We start from the raw sequence: 14,863 nt of genomic DNA on the forward strand, positions 1-14,863 counted from the left end.
AACGACGGGCGGACAACTCGCGTAGGGCGCTAACCGAAGAACACCTCGGCCTCGGCGTAGAGCTCGGGGGTGACCAGCTTGAGCTCGGACGTCGCGTCGGCCAGCGGCACCCGGACGATGGCAGTGCCGGACAGAGCGACCATCTTTCCCCAGTCGCCGTCGGTGGCCGCGTCGACGGCCTGCAGACCGAACCGGGTGGCCAGCGTGCGGTCGAACGCCGACGGCGTGCCGCCCCGCTGGATGTGCCCGAGCACCGTGGTCCGCGCTTCCTTGCCCGTCCGCGTCTCGATCTCGTTCGCTAGCCACTCACCGATGCCACCGAGGCGGGCGTGGCCGAAGGCGTCGAGCCCTTTGTTCAGGACCGCTTCGCCACCGTCGGCGGGCAACGCGCCCTCGGCGACCACGACGATGGGCGCGTAGTGCGCCTGGAAGCGGGACTCGACATACGCGCACACCCGCTCGATCGAGAACGGGAACTCGGGGATGAGGATGACGTTCGCGCCACCGGCCATCCCGGCGTGCAGCGCGATCCAGCCGGCGTGCCGCCCCATGACCTCGACGATCAACGCGCGGTGGTGCGACTCGGCCGTGGTGTGCAGCCGGTCGATGGCCTCCATGGCAATGTTCACCGCGGTGTCGAAGCCGAACGTGTAGTCGGTGGCATTCAGGTCGTTGTCGATCGTCTTCGGCACCCCGATGACGTTGACGCCCCGCTCGTGGAGTTTCGCCGCCACGCCGAGGGTGTCCTCGCCGCCGATGGCGATCAGCGCGTCGACGCCCAGCGCGTGCAGGTTTTCGGTGACCCGGTCGACCCCGCCGTCCACCCCGAAGGGGTTGGTGCGCGACGAGCCGAGGATCGTCCCGCCGCGGGGCAGGATGCCGCGGACGTCGGAGATACCCAAGGGCATGGTCAGGTTCTCGAGTGGCCCGCGCCATCCGTCGCGGAACCCTACGAACTCATGACCGTGGACGCCGGCGCCCTTGCGCACGACCGCCCTGATGACCGCGTTCAGACCCGGGCAGTCGCCGCCGCCCGTCAATACACCTATGCGCATGACTGGGACCCTAAGACATGTCTCAGGCTCCCAGCGCGCGCCACCGCGCGAGGTTGTGCCGGGCGTCGGCCAACGCGTCGTGCTGGTCGGGCGGGGCCGGTGGCAGGGGCGGCGAACCGGCGTCCTCGTAGCGCTGACGCAGCTCGTGGGTGAAGCGCGGAATGGCCCGCGGCAGGGCGCGCATGTCGCCCCACAGCTGACAGAGCACAACATGGTCGTACGCCGACATCCACGCCCACAGCTCGATGCCGTCGCCCGGCGCCAAGGAACCGGTGAGGAACGCTAGGAGGTCCTCGCGGATGCGTTCGCGCGAGCGCCAGGCTGGGTCGGACGGTGACGGCAGCTTGTCCAGCACATTCTTGCGCACCCAGTCGATCGCGCGGGACGGGTCGAACTCCGTCGACACCGCGTAGAACTCGCGGCCGTCCTCGGCGACGACGCCGATGGACACTAGGTCGATGGTGGTGCCGTCCTCGATGAACTCGCAGTCGTAGAAGTACCGCAACAGACCTCCGGTCTGGAACCGGTCAGGAGGCCCAGGTGCCAGGGTGCCGGTCACCGAGCTCGCGCACCGAAGCCGCCCGTTCGCGAGCGCCGAACGACTTGTCCCGCCCTTGCGCCTTCTTGACATTGGCGGCGTACTGGTCGACGTACTCCTGGCCGGACAGCTGCATCAGTTGGTACATGATCTCGTCCGTCATCGAGCGCTCGACGAAGCGGTCGCCCGCCATGCCCTCGTAGCGGGTGAAGTCCAGCGGCTTGCCGATGACAACGCCCGGGCGGGGGCGCAGTTTGGGAAACAGCCGCCCGGGCGGCTGGATGGTCGCCGTGTCGACCATGGCGCACGGGATGACGACTGCGCCGGACTCGAGCGCCATGCGGGCCACCCCAGTCTTACCGCGATAGAGCCGGCCGTCAGGCGACCGGGTCCCCTCGGGGTAGATGCCCAACAGGTTGTTGCCCGAGCAAAGCACCCGGACGCCGGTGTTCAGGGCCGCGCGCGAAGCGTCGGCGTCCGAGCGGTCGATGGGCACCTGACCGACACCGGCGAAGAACAGCCGCGAGAAGAAGCCCTTGACCCCCGGGGTCGTGAAGTACTCCGCCTTGGCCAGGAAGGTGACCTTGCGCGGGGCCAGCAGCGGCAGGAAGAACGAATCACAGAACGACAGGTGGTTGCTGGCCAGGATGGCCGGACGGTCGTCGGGGATGTTCTCGCGTCCCTCGATCCAGGGACGCCAGAGCAACCGCAGCAGCGGGCCGATCATGATGAACTTGGCGAACCAGAACCCCATAAACCCCGCGGTCTCCTTCGCCAACACGCTCCCCGGAGATTCCGGGTGAATGTGATCCAGAGAATAGTGCCGTCACCCGTCGCGAACCAAGTTGCCAACAGGTCAGGGTCCGACCTCGCCGACGCCTCTGTGGCCAGGCATGATGTGGGAGCGCAGCGCAGGAAGGACCACCCGTGTCAGCCACCGCAGACCCCACCGCCGATCATGAGCCGTTCTCGACCGACGGCACGGTTTCCGACGGTCGGCGGATCGGCGTCGTGGTCAGCCACGGGTTCACCGGCACCCCGGCCAGCATGCGGCCCTGGGCGCAGCATCTCGCCGACGCCGGCTACAGCGTCCGGCTGCCGCTGCTGCCAGGACACGGCCGAACCTGGCAAGACACCAACCGCACCCGCTGGCCCCAGTGGTACGGGGCGATCGAGGACGCCTACCTCGACCTGGCGCGGACCTGCGACACGGTCGTGGCCTGCGGGCTGTCCATGGGCGGCACCCTCGTCACCCGGCTTGCCGAACAGCACCCGGACGGCGTCGCCGGTCTCGTGCTGGTGAACCCGGCATACGGCACCCAGCGCTTCGACGCCAAGTTTGCGCCCTACATCGCGTGGGCGGTGCGTTCGCGGCCTGCGATCGGCGGCGACATCAAGAAGCCCGGCGTCGTCGAGGCCGCGGCCGACCGCACGCCGGTGATCGCGTTCGCCTCGCTGGCCAAGCTGTGGAAGCGCACGGTGGCCGACCTGTCGACGGTCACCGCGCCGGTGCTGCTCTACCGCTCCCGCGAGGACCACGTCGTCGACCCGCTGTCGGCGCAGTTGCTCAAGCGCCACGCGACGAACACCACGATCCGCGAGGTGGTGCTCGAGAACAGCTACCACGTGGCCACCCTCGACAACGATGCACCGTTGATCTTCGAGGGCAGCGTCGAGTTCATCCGCGCGCTGTCCGACCCGGTCACGAAGGTCAGCTCGTGACGTCGCACGACGTGCCCGGGCCCGACGAGCGCCTCGACAACGGCTTGCGCGCGCTGGCCTACGTGCCGCTGACCGACGTCGACGCCGAGATCGGCCGTCAACTGCTGACCGCCCTGGCGCGGGCGCGCATCGCGGCCTACCTCGGCGAGCTCGAAGCAGCGGCCGACCACCGTCGGCTGTTCGTCGCAGCCGAGGAACGTGTCGACGCCCGCACGATCGTCCGGGCCACCGTCCGCGCTCTGGGTTCAGTAGCCGCGGACGTGCCCGATGAACCCACGGTGTCGTTGACGAAGGCCGGCGACCCGTTGGCCGGGCTCGACACCGACGCGATCTTCGCGGAGCTCGTCGCGGATTGGCACGTCGACACGCACAGCGCGATCCGCCGCGCCGAGCGCGACCTCACCCGCGAGGACGCTGAGTGGCGGGCCCGGCTCGGCAAGCCGCCGGCGGACGAAGAACCGGAGTGGCTTGACGACGACCACTACGTGCCCCCGCCCCCGCCCCCGCTGCCCCGACTGTCGATGCCAGCGGTGCTCGGCATCGTGGTGCTCATCCTCTCGATCTTCCTGCTCGCGGCGGGCACCGTGATAGGCCTCGCCGACAACGTCGCCCGCGTGCTCGGCATCGCCGGGCTGCTGGTCGGGGTCGGCGTGCTGCTCACCCGGGTGCGCGACTTCCACCGCGACGAGGACGACGACGGCGCGGCGATCTGAGGATCAGTCGGACGGCTCGGGCAGCGTCAGTTCGACTACCCCGTCGGCGATCTGCCCGACCGTGATCCGGGCGTCGACGAACACGCCCGGCGCGGTGGCCGTCTGGCCGTCCTGCAGGTCAACCGCGGCCCCCGGGCCGGCGCCCTCGACGCAGACGACCGCCGGCGGCTCGGCCGGGTCGGCCTCGCGCACGACGCGTCGCACCTGCTCGACCTGAGCCCGCTGGGCCGCGCCGTCGCCGCTCAGCCGGGCGCCGACGAGGACGAACGGGCTGCCCAACCGGGCGAGCGCGGCCACGGTGGCGCCCGGTGGGCGCGGGCCGCGATGCCCGGCGAAGACGACGTCGCGGGTGGCTGTCGAGTCGATGCCGAGGTCGCAGAGCAGCAGGTTGCCGCCCCCGGTGCGGCCGCCGCCGACCACGACGAGTCCCGAGCGGCGGGCCAGCGCGGCCGAGATCGAGCGCCACCGAAGCAAGCTCGGCGCCCCATGCACGCAGACGACGTCGGCCGACGCTGCCGAGATGCGCCGCGCGAGCGCCTCGTGATCGAGACTCTCGGTTCGGGCGTTCACGGACAGCAGGCGCAGGGACGGCACCCGGGCAATCCTGCCGGACGGCCGCCGGCGGTCTCCCGGCAGCCTCAGGTGAGCATCCGGGCCAGGTCGGCAGCGCCGACGAGGCCGGCCTCGGGGCCGAGCGCTGCGCCGGCGACCCGGGCCTCGGTGCGAAAGCCGCGTCCGGTGAGGCTGTGGGCGAACTCATCGCGCGCGGGCCCGATCAGCAGGTCGCCCGCCGCAGACACACCGCCGCCGATGACGAACACCGACGGGTCGATCACCGCGGCCAGGTTGGCCAGTCCGCGACCCAGCCACCGACCCATGTTCGTACAGATGGACCGGGCCGCGGGATCGCCGGCGGCGGCGGCCGCGGTGACGATCGGCCCGGTGATCAACTCGGCCGAACCGGCCAGCTCGATCATCCGGCCGGCGGCCATCGGCGACTCGGCGGCCAGTTCGCGGGCGTCACGGGCCAGCGCCCGTCCGGAGGCGTACATCTCCCAGCACCCGCGGTTGCCGCACGCGCACAGGTAGCCGTCCGGGACCAGGGTCATGTGGCCGTACTCGCAGGCGATGCCGAAGGCGCCGCGATACACCTCGCCGCCGGCAACCAGCCCGCCGCCGATACCCGTCCCGAGCGTCACGCACACGACGACGGCCTCACCCTGTGCGACGCCGAAGCGGTACTCGGCCCAGGCCGCGGCGTTGGCGTCGTTCTCGATGATCAACGGAGCGCCGATGCGGCCCGTCAAGGACTTGCGCAGCGGTTCGTCGCGCCATGCCAGGTGCGGGGAGAACAGCACAGTCGCGTGGTCGTTGCCGATCCACCCGGCCGCGCCGATGCCGACTGCAGTGATGTCGTGCCGGGCGGCCAAGGTCTCAACGACGTCGACGAGCACGTCCTCATTGGCCTGGACATTGCTGCCCGGGGTGTCACGACGCTCACGGTCGATGATCGCCCCGGAGTCGTCGACGACGCCGGCCGCGACCTTGGTGCCGCCGATGTCGACGCCGATGGCCAACCCCACAGCTCAGCCCTTCGCCGGATCGTTGTGGGGGGTCTCGTCGTCGGGCACGCCTCGCTCCGCGCGCGGGCGCGGCCTCGGCCTGTCCTTCGACGGCGGGTGCGCTGCGTCGCCTGCCGCCCCCGGGGTCGCCGAGTCGATCAGCAGCCGCACTGCGGTGCTGATCGCGGCCCCGGCCTCAGCCATCCGTTCGGTGATCTCGGGGTGCTCCCCGCGCAACACGCTGGCCAGCTGGCACAGCGGGCACCACTGGCACTCCGGGCCGCCGTGCCCGGACGGTGGGGCGGGCAGGGCTTGCTTTGCCCAGTCCTGCAGGGCAGCGAAGATCGACGTCGCCGGGTCGGGCTCGCTCATTGGCCTACCCTCGCTTCGCTCCGTTCGACCGCCCAAGGCCTTCTGCGCCCATGATTCGCTCCCCAAGCGTCGCTCATGTCCCGTCCCGCAGGCTCTCGACGCGCTTCTTCAGTTCCTTGAGGGCGGTGTCCATGACGACCCGCTCGGCCTTGCGCTTGAGCAGCCCGAGCATGGGAATCGCGAGGTCCACCGACAGTGAGTAGGTGACGTGCGTGCGCTCGGGGCCGTCGGCGCGCAGGGCGTACGAGCCGTGCTGCGCACGCATCATCTGACCCGAGGTGAGATCCCACTCGACCAGGGTGTCGCCGGTCCAGACGTAGACCAGTTCGTACTGGTCGCGGACGATCCCGGCGTCGAGGGTGAAGGCCACCCGCCGTGCCCGGCCACCCGTCCCGACCGCCGCGCCCTCAATAATCTCTGCTTTCTTGACCGAGCCCGTCCACTCGGGGTAGTTCTCGAAATCGGCGATGACGGCCATGATCTGCCCCGGGTCGGCGTCGATGGTGATCGACTGCGTCGACTGCTCGGGCATGAGATCAGAGGCTACCCGGACGGGCTGTCCGGGCGGCGTCTGCAGCGAGCACGCCGGATCAGGTCAGCGAGGTGTGGGTGGCGGACGTGTGCCGGTCCAGGCGGCCGGGATCGAGCTGGTCGGCCAGCGCCCACAGCGCCTTCTTGGTGTGCCGCCGGTAGCGCCAGCGGATCCGCTCGACGTCGCTGCCGGTGACCTGCCCACCGGTCGACGGATCGAGGCGGAGGAAGAAGTGCGCGACGACGCCCTCACCCTGCGCCTGCAGCCACAGCTCGGCCGTGCCCGTCAGCCCGGGGAAGCCGTCGACCGACCGGACGTCCCAGCGGATGCCTCTCTCGGCGCGTTGCTCGTCGGCGACGAGGTCCAGGCCCGGCCACCACCGCCGCCACAATGCGGGGTCGGCGATGATCACTCCGACGGCCTGCGGTCGGGCCCGCAGCCAGGTGGAGTCCATGACATCGACGAGCGGCACCGGGTCAGGATGTCACCTCTCGCGTGGCGGTCAACGACGGGTTACCGTTGGGTAACCGGCATGAACCGGGCCCTGCAGAGAGGATGCCGACCCCGTGCACGAGCTCCACGTGGCCAGCAAGATCAGCACGATCAGCCAGAGCAACACGGCCGACTTCATCTTCGACAACGCGGCAGCGGACCCGCAGCACGTCGCGTTGCGGCGCCGCCGCCGTAACAGTCCCGGCGAAAGCTGGACCGACGTCTCGGCCAAGGAGTTCGCCGGCGAGGTCAGCGGTCTCGCGAAGGGCCTGCTGGCCGCCGGAATCGTGGCCGGCGACCGGGTCGCGGTCATGAGCAAGACCCGCTACGAGTGGACGGTCGTCGATTTCGCGCTGTTCACCGTCGGCGCGGTCGTGGTGCCGATCTACGAGACGTCCAGCGCCGAGCAGGTGCAATGGATCGTCTCGGACTCCGAGGCGCGCGCCATCTTCGTCGAGACAGACGAGCACACCGCGATCGTCGAGTCGGTGCGCGACGACCTGCCCTCGCTCGAGCACGTGTGGTCCTTCGACGACGGCGCCGTCGACACGCTCACCACCGAGGGCAGCGACGTCGCCGACTCCGACGTCGACGAGCGGCGAGCCGGAGTGTCGCTCGACGACCTGGCCTCGATCATCTACACCTCGGGCACGACGGGGCGACCCAAGGGCTGCGAGCTCACCCACCGCTGCTTCGTCGTCGAGGCCATCGAGCTGCAGGGGCTGCTCTCCGAATTCTTCAACGAGAACACGTCCACCCTGCTGTTCCTGCCGATCGCGCACGTCTTCGGCCGGGTGATCCAGATCGGCTCGCTGGCCACCGGCTGCACGTTGGGCCACACGCCGGACGTCAAGAACTTGATCGAGGACCTGGGCGGCTTCAAGCCGACGTTCGTGCTCGCTGTGCCCCGTGTGTTCGAGAAGGTCTACAACACGGCCAAGCAGCGCGCCCACAGCGAGAAGAAGGGCAAGATCTTCGACTACGCCGAGACGATCGCCGTCCAGTACTCCGAGGCCGTGCAACGAGGTTCGGTGCCCGTCGTGCTCAAGGCCCAGCACCTCGTCTTCGACCGGCTCGTCTACAGCAAGCTGCGCGCAGCGCTGGGTGGCAACTGCGTGGCTGCGGTATCCGGCGGCGCCCCGCTCGGTGCGCGGCTCGGCCACTTCTTCCGCGGCATCGGCGTGACCATCTACGAGGGCTACGGCCTCACCGAGACCACCGCCGGCATCACGGTCAACCGCCCCGACGCGATCAAGATCGGCACCGTCGGCATGCCCATCGGCGGCACGACCGCCCGCATCGCCGAGGACGGCGAGCTGCTGTTCAAGGCCCCACACGTCTTCCGCGGCTACCACAACAATCCCGAGGCAACCAAGGAGACGCTGGACGACGACGGCTGGTTCCACACCGGCGATATCGGCGAGATCGACAGTGCCGGGTTCGTCAAGATCACCGGTCGCAAGAAGGAGCTCATCGTCACCGCGGGCGGCAAGAATGTCGCGCCCGCCGTCATCGAGGACCGCGTGCGGTCCCACTGGCTGGTCAGCCAGTGCCTCGTCGTCGGCGACGGCAAGCCCTTCATCGCCGCGATCATCACCATCGACCCCGAGTCGCTGCCCCGGTTCCTCGAGCAGGCCGGCAAGCCCGGCGACACCAAGATGGCCGACCTTGTCGACGACGAAGGCCTGCGGGCCGAGATCCAGAAGGCCATCGACAGCGGGAACAAGGCGGTCAGCAAGGCCGAGTCGGTTCGTAAGTTCGTCATCCTGCCCGAGGACTGGACCGAGGAGGGCGGGCAGATAACGCCGTCGCTGAAGCTCAAGCGCAACGTGGTGGTCAAGGAGAGCGAGGAGCAGATCGCCGAGCTGTACGCCGGGGCGAAACCGAAGTAGTCGCTCGGCGCGCGGTGCTCAGGCGTCGAGGAGCTCGCGCAACCGCGCAGCGAGGGTGTCCCACTGCCAGTCCCGCTCGACCCAGGCGCGGCCGGCCGCACCGAGCTGGGCCCGCAGCGGCGCGTCGTGCAACAGGGCGACGAGCCGCTCGCCGATGGCCGGCACGTCGCGACCGTCGACGACATAACCGGTCTCGCCGTCGAGCACCGCGTCGGGCGCGCCGCCCGAGTCGCCGGCCAGCACCGGCAGTCCAGTCGCCGACGCCTCCAGGAAGACGATGCCCAGCCCTTCGACGTCCAGCCCACGACGCCTGGTGCGGCACGGCATGGCGAACACATCTCCCGCGGCGTAGTGCGCCGGGAGATCGGCGTGCGGCACCCCGCCGGTGAACACCACCGCGTCGGCCACCCCGCTGTCCCGCGCCCGACGGGCCAGCTCGTCGCGGTAGCTGCCGTCGCCGACCAGCAACAGGACGACGTCGGGCAGCACGTCCCGGACCGCAGGCATGGCGTCGATGAGCCGGTCCTGGCCCTTACGTGCGACTAACCGCGACACGCACACGATCGTCGGACGCTCGCCGAGCCCGTGGCGCTGACGTACGGCCGTCGAGTCGGTTGCTGGTCCGAACGTCTGGATGTCAACTCCAGGTGTCAACTGCACCAGTTCGGTACGGCCGCTCATCAGTGGGGCGATCTTGGAGCGGGTGTAAGCGCCAAGGTACGTGACGACGTCGCAGCCGTCGGCGATGCGGCGCAGCGCGCTGCGGGCGGCGGGCAGCTGCGCCCAGCCGGCCTCGTGCCCGTGCGTGGTCGCGACGATCCGCTGCGCCCCGGCCCGGCGCAGCGACGGGGCCAGCAGGCCCAGCGGCGCGGCCGCACCGAACCAGACCGCCGAGCAGTCATGGCGGCGCAGGGCCTCGACGACCCGTCGACGCGCGCCGGGCGTCGGCACGAGCAGACCGGTCGGGTGCCGGATCACCGGGAACGGCAGCGCTGCGTCGAAGGCGGCCGACCCTGCGTGGTCGGAGGCGTACACCACGACCGAGGCAGGGGGTTGGCGCACGAGCAGCTCGTGCACGAAGGACTGAATGCCGCCCTGGCGCGGCGGGAAATCATTGGTGACGACCAGCGTGCGCCTCATCCCAGCTGGCTGCGCAGGTACGCCCGCCACTGCGCGGTGAAGCCGGCAACGCTCTCGCCCAGCAACGTCTTGACCGCGGCGGCCACCGCGACGTTGCTGCTGTCGGGGGAGGCGCCGACCGTGCGGTAGAACCGCACCAGTCCGGCCTGGCCGATTCTGGCCGCAATAAGTCGGCAGGCCAGCCAGGACTGCTCATAGGCCGAGGCCGCAGTGCTCGCTGCGTCCACCGCGTCGTCGCCGGGCAACGCCGAGGGCACGCTGCCGGCCCTGATCTGGGCCCGCAGCTCGGCGGCGACGGTGCCGACCGGCTGGCCGGTGCCGAGGTTGCCGACGTAGTCGGCGAACCCCTCGATCAGCCAGCGCGGGATCGCCTCGGTCGTGGCCGCCGCGCTCGCCAGGTGCGTCAATTCGTGGGTGACCGTGATGCGCCGTCCGACGGCACTGAGCTTGGCGTAGGCGGCCGGGTCGATGACCAACCGTTGTTCGAGGGGCCTGTTCGTCAGCGGGTCGGAGCCGGCCGATACGGCCAACGCCGAGATGTCACCGCCGGCCTGTTCGGCCGTCGAGGCGCCGATGGCGGCCGTCAACGCCGCCGAGCTGGGCGCGACGATCACCGCGACGCGGCGGGTCCAGCCGGTGCCCCAGACCGAGGTGACGGCGGGCACCGCGGTGTCGACGACGGTCGCTATGGCCTGCAGCGAGGTCGCCCCATCGGCGCGTCCGAAAACCACACTCGAACGACCGGTGGCGGTGGTCATCGGACCGAAGTCCCACGGCCCGGACCAGCTCACCCCGCCCTCGCGGGCCAGGCTGTCATCGCCGACGGCCCGCGCCTTTCCACCGCCGCGCACGAAGGTCCACCAGAGGTTGTGCTGGACGGGCACGGTGTCGACGCCGCGGATCGCGTAATGCAGTTCGAGGCGCACGATCCGCGCGGACGCACCGTAGGCCTTGCGGGCCGCCGCCTGCGCGGTGCGATCGGTGACCTGAGGCCCGAGCGAGTACGACCAGGACGCAAGCGGCACCGTCACCAGGTTGTCGTACTCGGCGAGCTGGTCGTCGCGGAAGTCGGCTGCCTTCCTGCCGGCGTCGACGGCGGCGAGGAAGTCGTCGCGATCGTGCCGGAGCACGCCGCGCGCGTGGGTGGCCAGCGCTGCACGCACCTGCGCGTCGGTCGGGGCGCCGCCGTCGTCGCCGCCCGAGCATGCGCTGAGCAACCCGACCAGCAGTGCCGCGACCACCAGCACCGCGACGAGACGTCGCACCAGCGCGGTCAGGTCAGCCTGGTGGCGCCGGTGTAGTCGCCGTTGAACGCGTCGAGCGGCACGACCGAGACGTCCTGGCCCTCGGTCGGGGCCGAGACCATATAGCCGTTACCGATGTAGATCGTGACATGGCCGATCGGCTGGTAGAAGAAGATCAGGTCGCCCGGTTCCAGCTCATCGCGCGAGACGTGGTGCCCGTAGCTGTACTGGCCCGCGGCGGAGTGCGGCAGGCTGACGCCGCCGGCCTGCCAGGCCCTCATGGTCAGGCCCGAGCAGTCGTAGGAACCGAGCCCGGCCGCCCCGAACACGTACGGCTTGCCGACCTGGTCGAGCGCGAACTGCACCGCCTGGCGAGCGGCAGCCGTGGTTGCGCCCACCGCGATGTTCTTGACCGTCGACTTGCGCACCGCCGGATTCGCGGCCCGCTGGTAGGCCGCCTGCTGGGCCGAACTGAGCGTGGCCAGCAGGGTGCGGTACTTGTTTATCTGGTTGGTGACCGTGGTCTTCTTCGCGGCCAGGCGGGCCTTTTCGGCCTGCGCCTTCGCCAGCGCGGCGCTCGCGGCGCCGGCCTTGGCCTCGGCGGCGGCGCGGGCGGTGGACACGCGGTCGACGACATTGGCGTCGTGGTTGGACAGCAGCCGCAGCGTGGCGAGGCGGTCGAGGTAGTCCGAGCCGCTGTCGCTGACCAGCAGCGCACCGCCCGAGCTCATGCCGCCACTCTCGTACTGCGCCTGGATCGTGCGGGTGAACGTGGTACTCGCGGCGGCGTAGGTCGCAGCTGCGGCGCGCGCGACCGTCTCGGCGGCAGTCGCGGCCTGCTCAGCCTTGCCGAGCGCCACCACGGCGCTGTCGTACTGCTCGACGAGCTGGGAGTTGGCAACGGCGAGCTCACCGAGCTGCTTCTGGACACTCGTGATGTTCGGCTTGGGGGCCGGGGTGGTGTTCGGTGCGGCCGGGGTGGCCGAGGCGACCGGCGCCACGAGCAGGGACGTACCGAGACCGGCGATGGCAAGCAAGGGTCGTACGCGACGTGCGAAACGGATCGCCACGGTTGGCGGATCTCCTTCTTCCTCGACCGCGTACCGGGTTAGCTGACGGGTTCGGGCTGGAAGAGGCCCTACGACACGACGCACCTACGCTCTGCGAGCGCAGATACTGCGAGTCGATTCACCCCGGGACGGATTGGGTCCCCGGTTTGCCCCGGGTTGGGCACCACGCGAAGCGGTACACAACCCAGGAATTGGTGCAATTCGGCGGGATCTAACCGGCGACGGCCTGGCGACCGACAAGGAACCGGGTAGGTCTCGGAAAGGTTACGACGCCGCGGGTTTCCTGTGCAACGCGCCCCCCGCTTTGGGCGCGTCGCACATCGTTCATCTGCCGTTTTCCGGGCGGCCGCGCTAGGCGATCCCTCGTTCGCGCGCGGTGTCGTCCGGTAACGCGCGCACCAGCCGCAGCGGCGGAACGAGGCCCGCCTGCGCCAGGCTGCCCAGCGCCACCCGCTCGGAGTCGTCGAGATCCAAGGGCACCCGCGCGCGGTCTGGCGGGCCGCCGAGCAGCACGCTGATGACGCAGTCACCGCAGGCGAAATCGCGGGCCGTACAGGTCGTGCAGTCGATCAACATGCGGATCTCCTTCGTAGTGCGCGGTCCTCGTGACCGGCGGTCGCGCCGGTAGGTGTCGCCAGCAGTCCGCACGCTAAGAAACAGGTCGGACAGTTTTGCCGAGGCGGGCAGCAGGCCCCGCCACAGCTCCGTGCGTCGGCGCGTTTTCGTCGGACCCCAGTCCTAGCTTGCGAGCCATGACCGCCACATTCGAACAGCTGGGTTTCGACGAGCTCGGCGAACCGCTGCACGCCACCACCTTCGTCGTCGTCGACCTCGAGACCACCGGCGGCGCCGCCGCCAGCGATGCCATCACCGAGATCGGCGCAGTGAAGGTGTGCGGCGGCGAGGTGCTCGGCGAGTTCCAGACGCTCGTGAACCCGCTGCAGGCCATCAGCCCGTTCGTCAGCGTGCTCACCGGCATCACCGACTCGATGGTCTGCACCGCGCCGACCATGTCCGTCACCGTTCCTGCCTTCCTCGAGTTCGCCCGCGGCAGCGTGCTGGTCGCGCACAACGCGCCCTTCGACGTCGGGTTCCTCAAGGCCGCGTGCGTCGCGCTGGCGCTGCCCTGGCCAGGCTTCGCGGTGGTCGACACCGCGGTGCTGGCCCGGCGCGTCCTGACCCGCGACGAGGTCCGCAACTGCAAGCTCGGCACCCTGGCACCGTTCTTCCATGCCCGCACCACGCCGAACCACCGGGCGCTCGAGGACGCGCGGGCCACCGTCGACGTGCTGCACGGGTTACTCGGTCGCCTGGGCAGTCTCGGGGTTCAGTCGCTGCCCGAGCTGCGCTCGTTCACCGCCCAGGTGTCCGACGCGCAACGGCGCAAGCGTCACCTCGCCGACGGCATGCCCAGCGCGCCGGGGGTGTACATCTTCCGCGACGCCCAAGGCAGCCCGCTCTACGTCGGCACCAGCCGAAACCTGCGCAGCCGGGTACGGCAGTACTTCGTCGCCAGTGAGACCCGTAGCCGCATGGGCGAGATGGTGGGGCTGGCCGAACGGGTCGATCCCATCGAGTGCGCGCACGCCCTGGAAGCACAGGTCCGCGAGCTGCGCCTGATCGCCGCGCACAAGCCGCGCTACAACAAGCGCTCGAAATTTCCCGAGCGGTCGGTGTGGCTCAAGCTCACCCGGGAGGCCTTCCCAAGGCTGTCGGTCGTGCGCGAGCGCAAGGACGACGGCGCGGCCTACCTTGGACCGCTGCGGACCCAGCGCCAGGCCGAGGCCGTGCGCGACGCCATCCACGACGCGGTTCCGCTGCGCCAATGCACCGACCGGCTCTCGCTGCGCCGAGTTGTGCGGGCGGCGTGCGTACTCGCCGGCATTGGCCGGTGTGCCGCGCCGTGCGAGGGCGGGATCGACGTGGGCGACTACGCAGCCCTTGTCGGGCTCGTCGCCTCGGCCTGGCGGGGTGACCCGCGGCCGCTGGTCGAGCCACTCGAGCGCAAGCTGGCCGCGTTGTCAGCCGCGCAGCGCTACGAGCAGGCCGGGCTGGTCCGCGACCGGATCACCGCCGTTGTGCGCGCCAGCGCCCGCATGCAGCGGCTGGCCTCGCTGCGCGCGGTCGGCGAACTGGTCGGCGCTCGGCCCGACGGCGACGGCGGCTGGGAGCTTTCCGTGGTGCGCTCCGGGCGGCTGGTGGGCGCCGGGCACGCCCGCCGCGGCGTGCCGCCCTGGCCGGTCATCGAGGCGCTGCGGGCCACCGCTGACGTCGTCGACGAGTCCCACCAGCCGTTGGCCGAGGAGACGGAGTGCATCCTGCGCTGGCTCGAGGAGCCCGGCGTACGCCTCGCCGACGCCACCGACCCCTGGCTGATGCCGGCCTTCGGAGCAGGTGGTCTGCGCGCCTACCTCACCAACGCCGGGCGCGAGGCCGCCCACCCGTTCGCCGACCGCCGCCGGTTGCCGATGGTCGCCCGGCCGGCCCGGGCCCGTGCCTGAGCTCGCCTTGAGGCCCAGCGCGCTAGGGTT

16 protein-coding genes and 1 riboswitch are annotated in these 14,863 nt (G+C 70.6%); of the genes, 4 read left to right on the forward strand and 12 right to left on the reverse strand.

What is annotated here, in order from left to right; genetic code table 11:
- Positions 1–29: 29 nt before the first annotated feature.
- Genes ACFFC4_RS04685 through ACFFC4_RS04695 form a run of 3 tightly spaced genes read right to left on the reverse strand, consistent with a single transcriptional unit; the run spans position 30 to position 2,347 of the window.
- Positions 30–1,055 (reverse strand): 6-phosphofructokinase, encoded by a 1,026-nt coding sequence (locus ACFFC4_RS04685; RefSeq protein WP_375498270.1) that lies wholly within the window; start codon positions 1,053–1,055, stop codon positions 30–32.
- A 22-nt stretch (positions 1,056–1,077) separates the two neighbouring features.
- A complete protein-coding gene (locus ACFFC4_RS04690) occupies positions 1,078–1,560 on the reverse strand; it encodes a polyadenylate-specific 3'-exoribonuclease AS (RefSeq protein WP_375498615.1) in 483 nt (160 codons plus the stop codon).
- A 22-nt stretch (positions 1,561–1,582) separates the two neighbouring features.
- Complete coding sequence (locus ACFFC4_RS04695) at positions 1,583–2,347, reverse strand: lysophospholipid acyltransferase family protein (RefSeq protein ID WP_375498272.1); 765 nt, start codon at positions 2,345–2,347, stop codon at positions 1,583–1,585.
- Positions 2,348–2,520: 173 nt separating this feature from the next.
- Between ACFFC4_RS04695 and ACFFC4_RS04700 the strand changes: the two genes are divergently transcribed.
- Both ACFFC4_RS04700 and ACFFC4_RS04705 read left to right on the forward strand, forming a co-directional pair.
- Positions 2,521–3,315: an alpha/beta hydrolase gene (locus tag ACFFC4_RS04700; RefSeq protein WP_375498274.1), complete on the forward strand. Its 795-nt coding sequence runs from the start codon at positions 2,521–2,523 to the stop codon at positions 3,313–3,315.
- Positions 3,312–4,028 (forward strand): hypothetical protein, encoded by a 717-nt coding sequence (locus tag ACFFC4_RS04705; RefSeq protein WP_375498276.1) that lies wholly within the window; start codon positions 3,312–3,314, stop codon positions 4,026–4,028. Before ACFFC4_RS04700 ends, ACFFC4_RS04705 begins: the two co-directional genes overlap by 4 nt.
- Positions 4,029–4,031: 3 nt before the next feature.
- Here ACFFC4_RS04705 and ACFFC4_RS04710 read toward each other — a convergent pair whose 3' ends face one another.
- The 5 genes from ACFFC4_RS04710 to ACFFC4_RS04730 all read right to left on the reverse strand — a co-directional run bounded on the left by ACFFC4_RS04710 (position 4,032) and on the right by ACFFC4_RS04730 (position 6,966).
- Entirely contained in the window at positions 4,032–4,622 is a 591-nt protein-coding gene (locus ACFFC4_RS04710; protein ID WP_375498278.1) for a hypothetical protein, read from the reverse strand.
- Positions 4,623–4,666: 44 nt separating this feature from the next.
- Positions 4,667–5,611, reverse strand: a complete 945-nt coding sequence (locus ACFFC4_RS04715) for an ROK family glucokinase (RefSeq protein WP_375498280.1) — start codon at positions 5,609–5,611, stop codon at positions 4,667–4,669.
- A gap of 3 nt (positions 5,612–5,614) precedes the next feature.
- On the reverse strand, positions 5,615–5,962 hold the full coding sequence (locus tag ACFFC4_RS04720) for a hypothetical protein (RefSeq protein ID WP_375498282.1): 348 nt from the start codon (positions 5,960–5,962) through the stop codon (positions 5,615–5,617).
- A 73-nt stretch (positions 5,963–6,035) separates the two neighbouring features.
- Positions 6,036–6,494: an SRPBCC family protein gene (locus tag ACFFC4_RS04725; protein ID WP_375498284.1), complete on the reverse strand. Its 459-nt coding sequence runs from the start codon at positions 6,492–6,494 to the stop codon at positions 6,036–6,038.
- A gap of 58 nt (positions 6,495–6,552) precedes the next feature.
- Positions 6,553–6,966: a polyketide cyclase / dehydrase and lipid transport gene (locus tag ACFFC4_RS04730; protein WP_375498286.1), complete on the reverse strand. Its 414-nt coding sequence runs from the start codon at positions 6,964–6,966 to the stop codon at positions 6,553–6,555.
- 94 nt (positions 6,967–7,060) lie between these two features.
- On the opposite strand from ACFFC4_RS04730, the gene ACFFC4_RS04735 reads away from it, so the two are divergent.
- On the forward strand, positions 7,061–8,878 hold the full coding sequence (locus tag ACFFC4_RS04735) for an AMP-dependent synthetase/ligase (RefSeq protein WP_375498288.1): 1,818 nt from the start codon (positions 7,061–7,063) through the stop codon (positions 8,876–8,878).
- 18 nt (positions 8,879–8,896) lie between these two features.
- On the opposite strand, the gene ACFFC4_RS04740 is transcribed toward ACFFC4_RS04735, so the two are convergent.
- The 4 genes from ACFFC4_RS04740 to ACFFC4_RS04755 form a co-directional block, all read right to left on the reverse strand.
- Complete coding sequence (locus tag ACFFC4_RS04740) at positions 8,897–10,018, reverse strand: glycosyltransferase family 4 protein (RefSeq protein ID WP_375498290.1); 1,122 nt, start codon at positions 10,016–10,018, stop codon at positions 8,897–8,899.
- On the reverse strand, positions 10,015–11,283 hold the full coding sequence (locus ACFFC4_RS04745) for a hypothetical protein (RefSeq protein WP_375498292.1): 1,269 nt from the start codon (positions 11,281–11,283) through the stop codon (positions 10,015–10,017). Before ACFFC4_RS04745 ends, ACFFC4_RS04740 begins: the two co-directional genes overlap by 4 nt.
- Before the next feature lie 8 nt (positions 11,284–11,291).
- Complete coding sequence (locus tag ACFFC4_RS04750) at positions 11,292–12,299, reverse strand: C40 family peptidase (protein ID WP_375498294.1); 1,008 nt, start codon at positions 12,297–12,299, stop codon at positions 11,292–11,294.
- A gap of 45 nt (positions 12,300–12,344) precedes the next feature.
- Positions 12,345–12,549: riboswitch (cyclic di-AMP (ydaO/yuaA leader) on the reverse strand.
- 134 nt (positions 12,550–12,683) lie between these two features.
- Positions 12,684–12,908, reverse strand: a complete 225-nt coding sequence (locus tag ACFFC4_RS04755; protein ID WP_375498296.1) for a hypothetical protein — start codon at positions 12,906–12,908, stop codon at positions 12,684–12,686.
- Between the two features lie 176 nt (positions 12,909–13,084).
- On the opposite strand from ACFFC4_RS04755, the gene ACFFC4_RS04760 reads away from it, so the two are divergent.
- A complete protein-coding gene (locus ACFFC4_RS04760; RefSeq protein ID WP_375498298.1) occupies positions 13,085–14,833 on the forward strand; it encodes a DEDD exonuclease domain-containing protein in 1,749 nt (582 codons plus the stop codon).
- The last annotated feature ends 30 nt before the right edge of the window (positions 14,834–14,863 follow it).

The sequence above is a fragment of the uncultured Jatrophihabitans sp. genome, from assembly GCF_964244045.1.
In the GTDB taxonomy this organism is placed as follows: Bacteria; Actinomycetota; Actinomycetes; order Mycobacteriales; family Jatrophihabitantaceae; genus Jatrophihabitans.

Excerpts from the sequence above, each read along its gene's own strand:
- ACFFC4_RS04685 (WP_375498270.1), bottom strand. The coding sequence starts at position 1,055 with ATGCGCATAGGTGTATTGACGGGCGGCGGCGACTGCCCGGGTCTGAAC.
- ACFFC4_RS04695 (WP_375498272.1), bottom strand. The coding sequence starts at position 2,347 with ATGGGGTTCTGGTTCGCCAAGTTCATCATGATCGGCCCGCTGCTGCGG.
- ACFFC4_RS04720 (WP_375498282.1), bottom strand. The coding sequence starts at position 5,962 with ATGAGCGAGCCCGACCCGGCGACGTCGATCTTCGCTGCCCTGCAGGAC.
- ACFFC4_RS04725 (WP_375498284.1), bottom strand. The coding sequence starts at position 6,494 with ATGCCCGAGCAGTCGACGCAGTCGATCACCATCGACGCCGACCCGGGG.
- ACFFC4_RS04740 (WP_375498290.1), bottom strand. The coding sequence starts at position 10,018 with ATGAGGCGCACGCTGGTCGTCACCAATGATTTCCCGCCGCGCCAGGGC.
- ACFFC4_RS04755 (WP_375498296.1), bottom strand. The coding sequence starts at position 12,908 with ATGTTGATCGACTGCACGACCTGTACGGCCCGCGATTTCGCCTGCGGT.
- ACFFC4_RS04760 (WP_375498298.1), top strand. The coding sequence starts at position 13,085 with ATGACCGCCACATTCGAACAGCTGGGTTTCGACGAGCTCGGCGAACCG.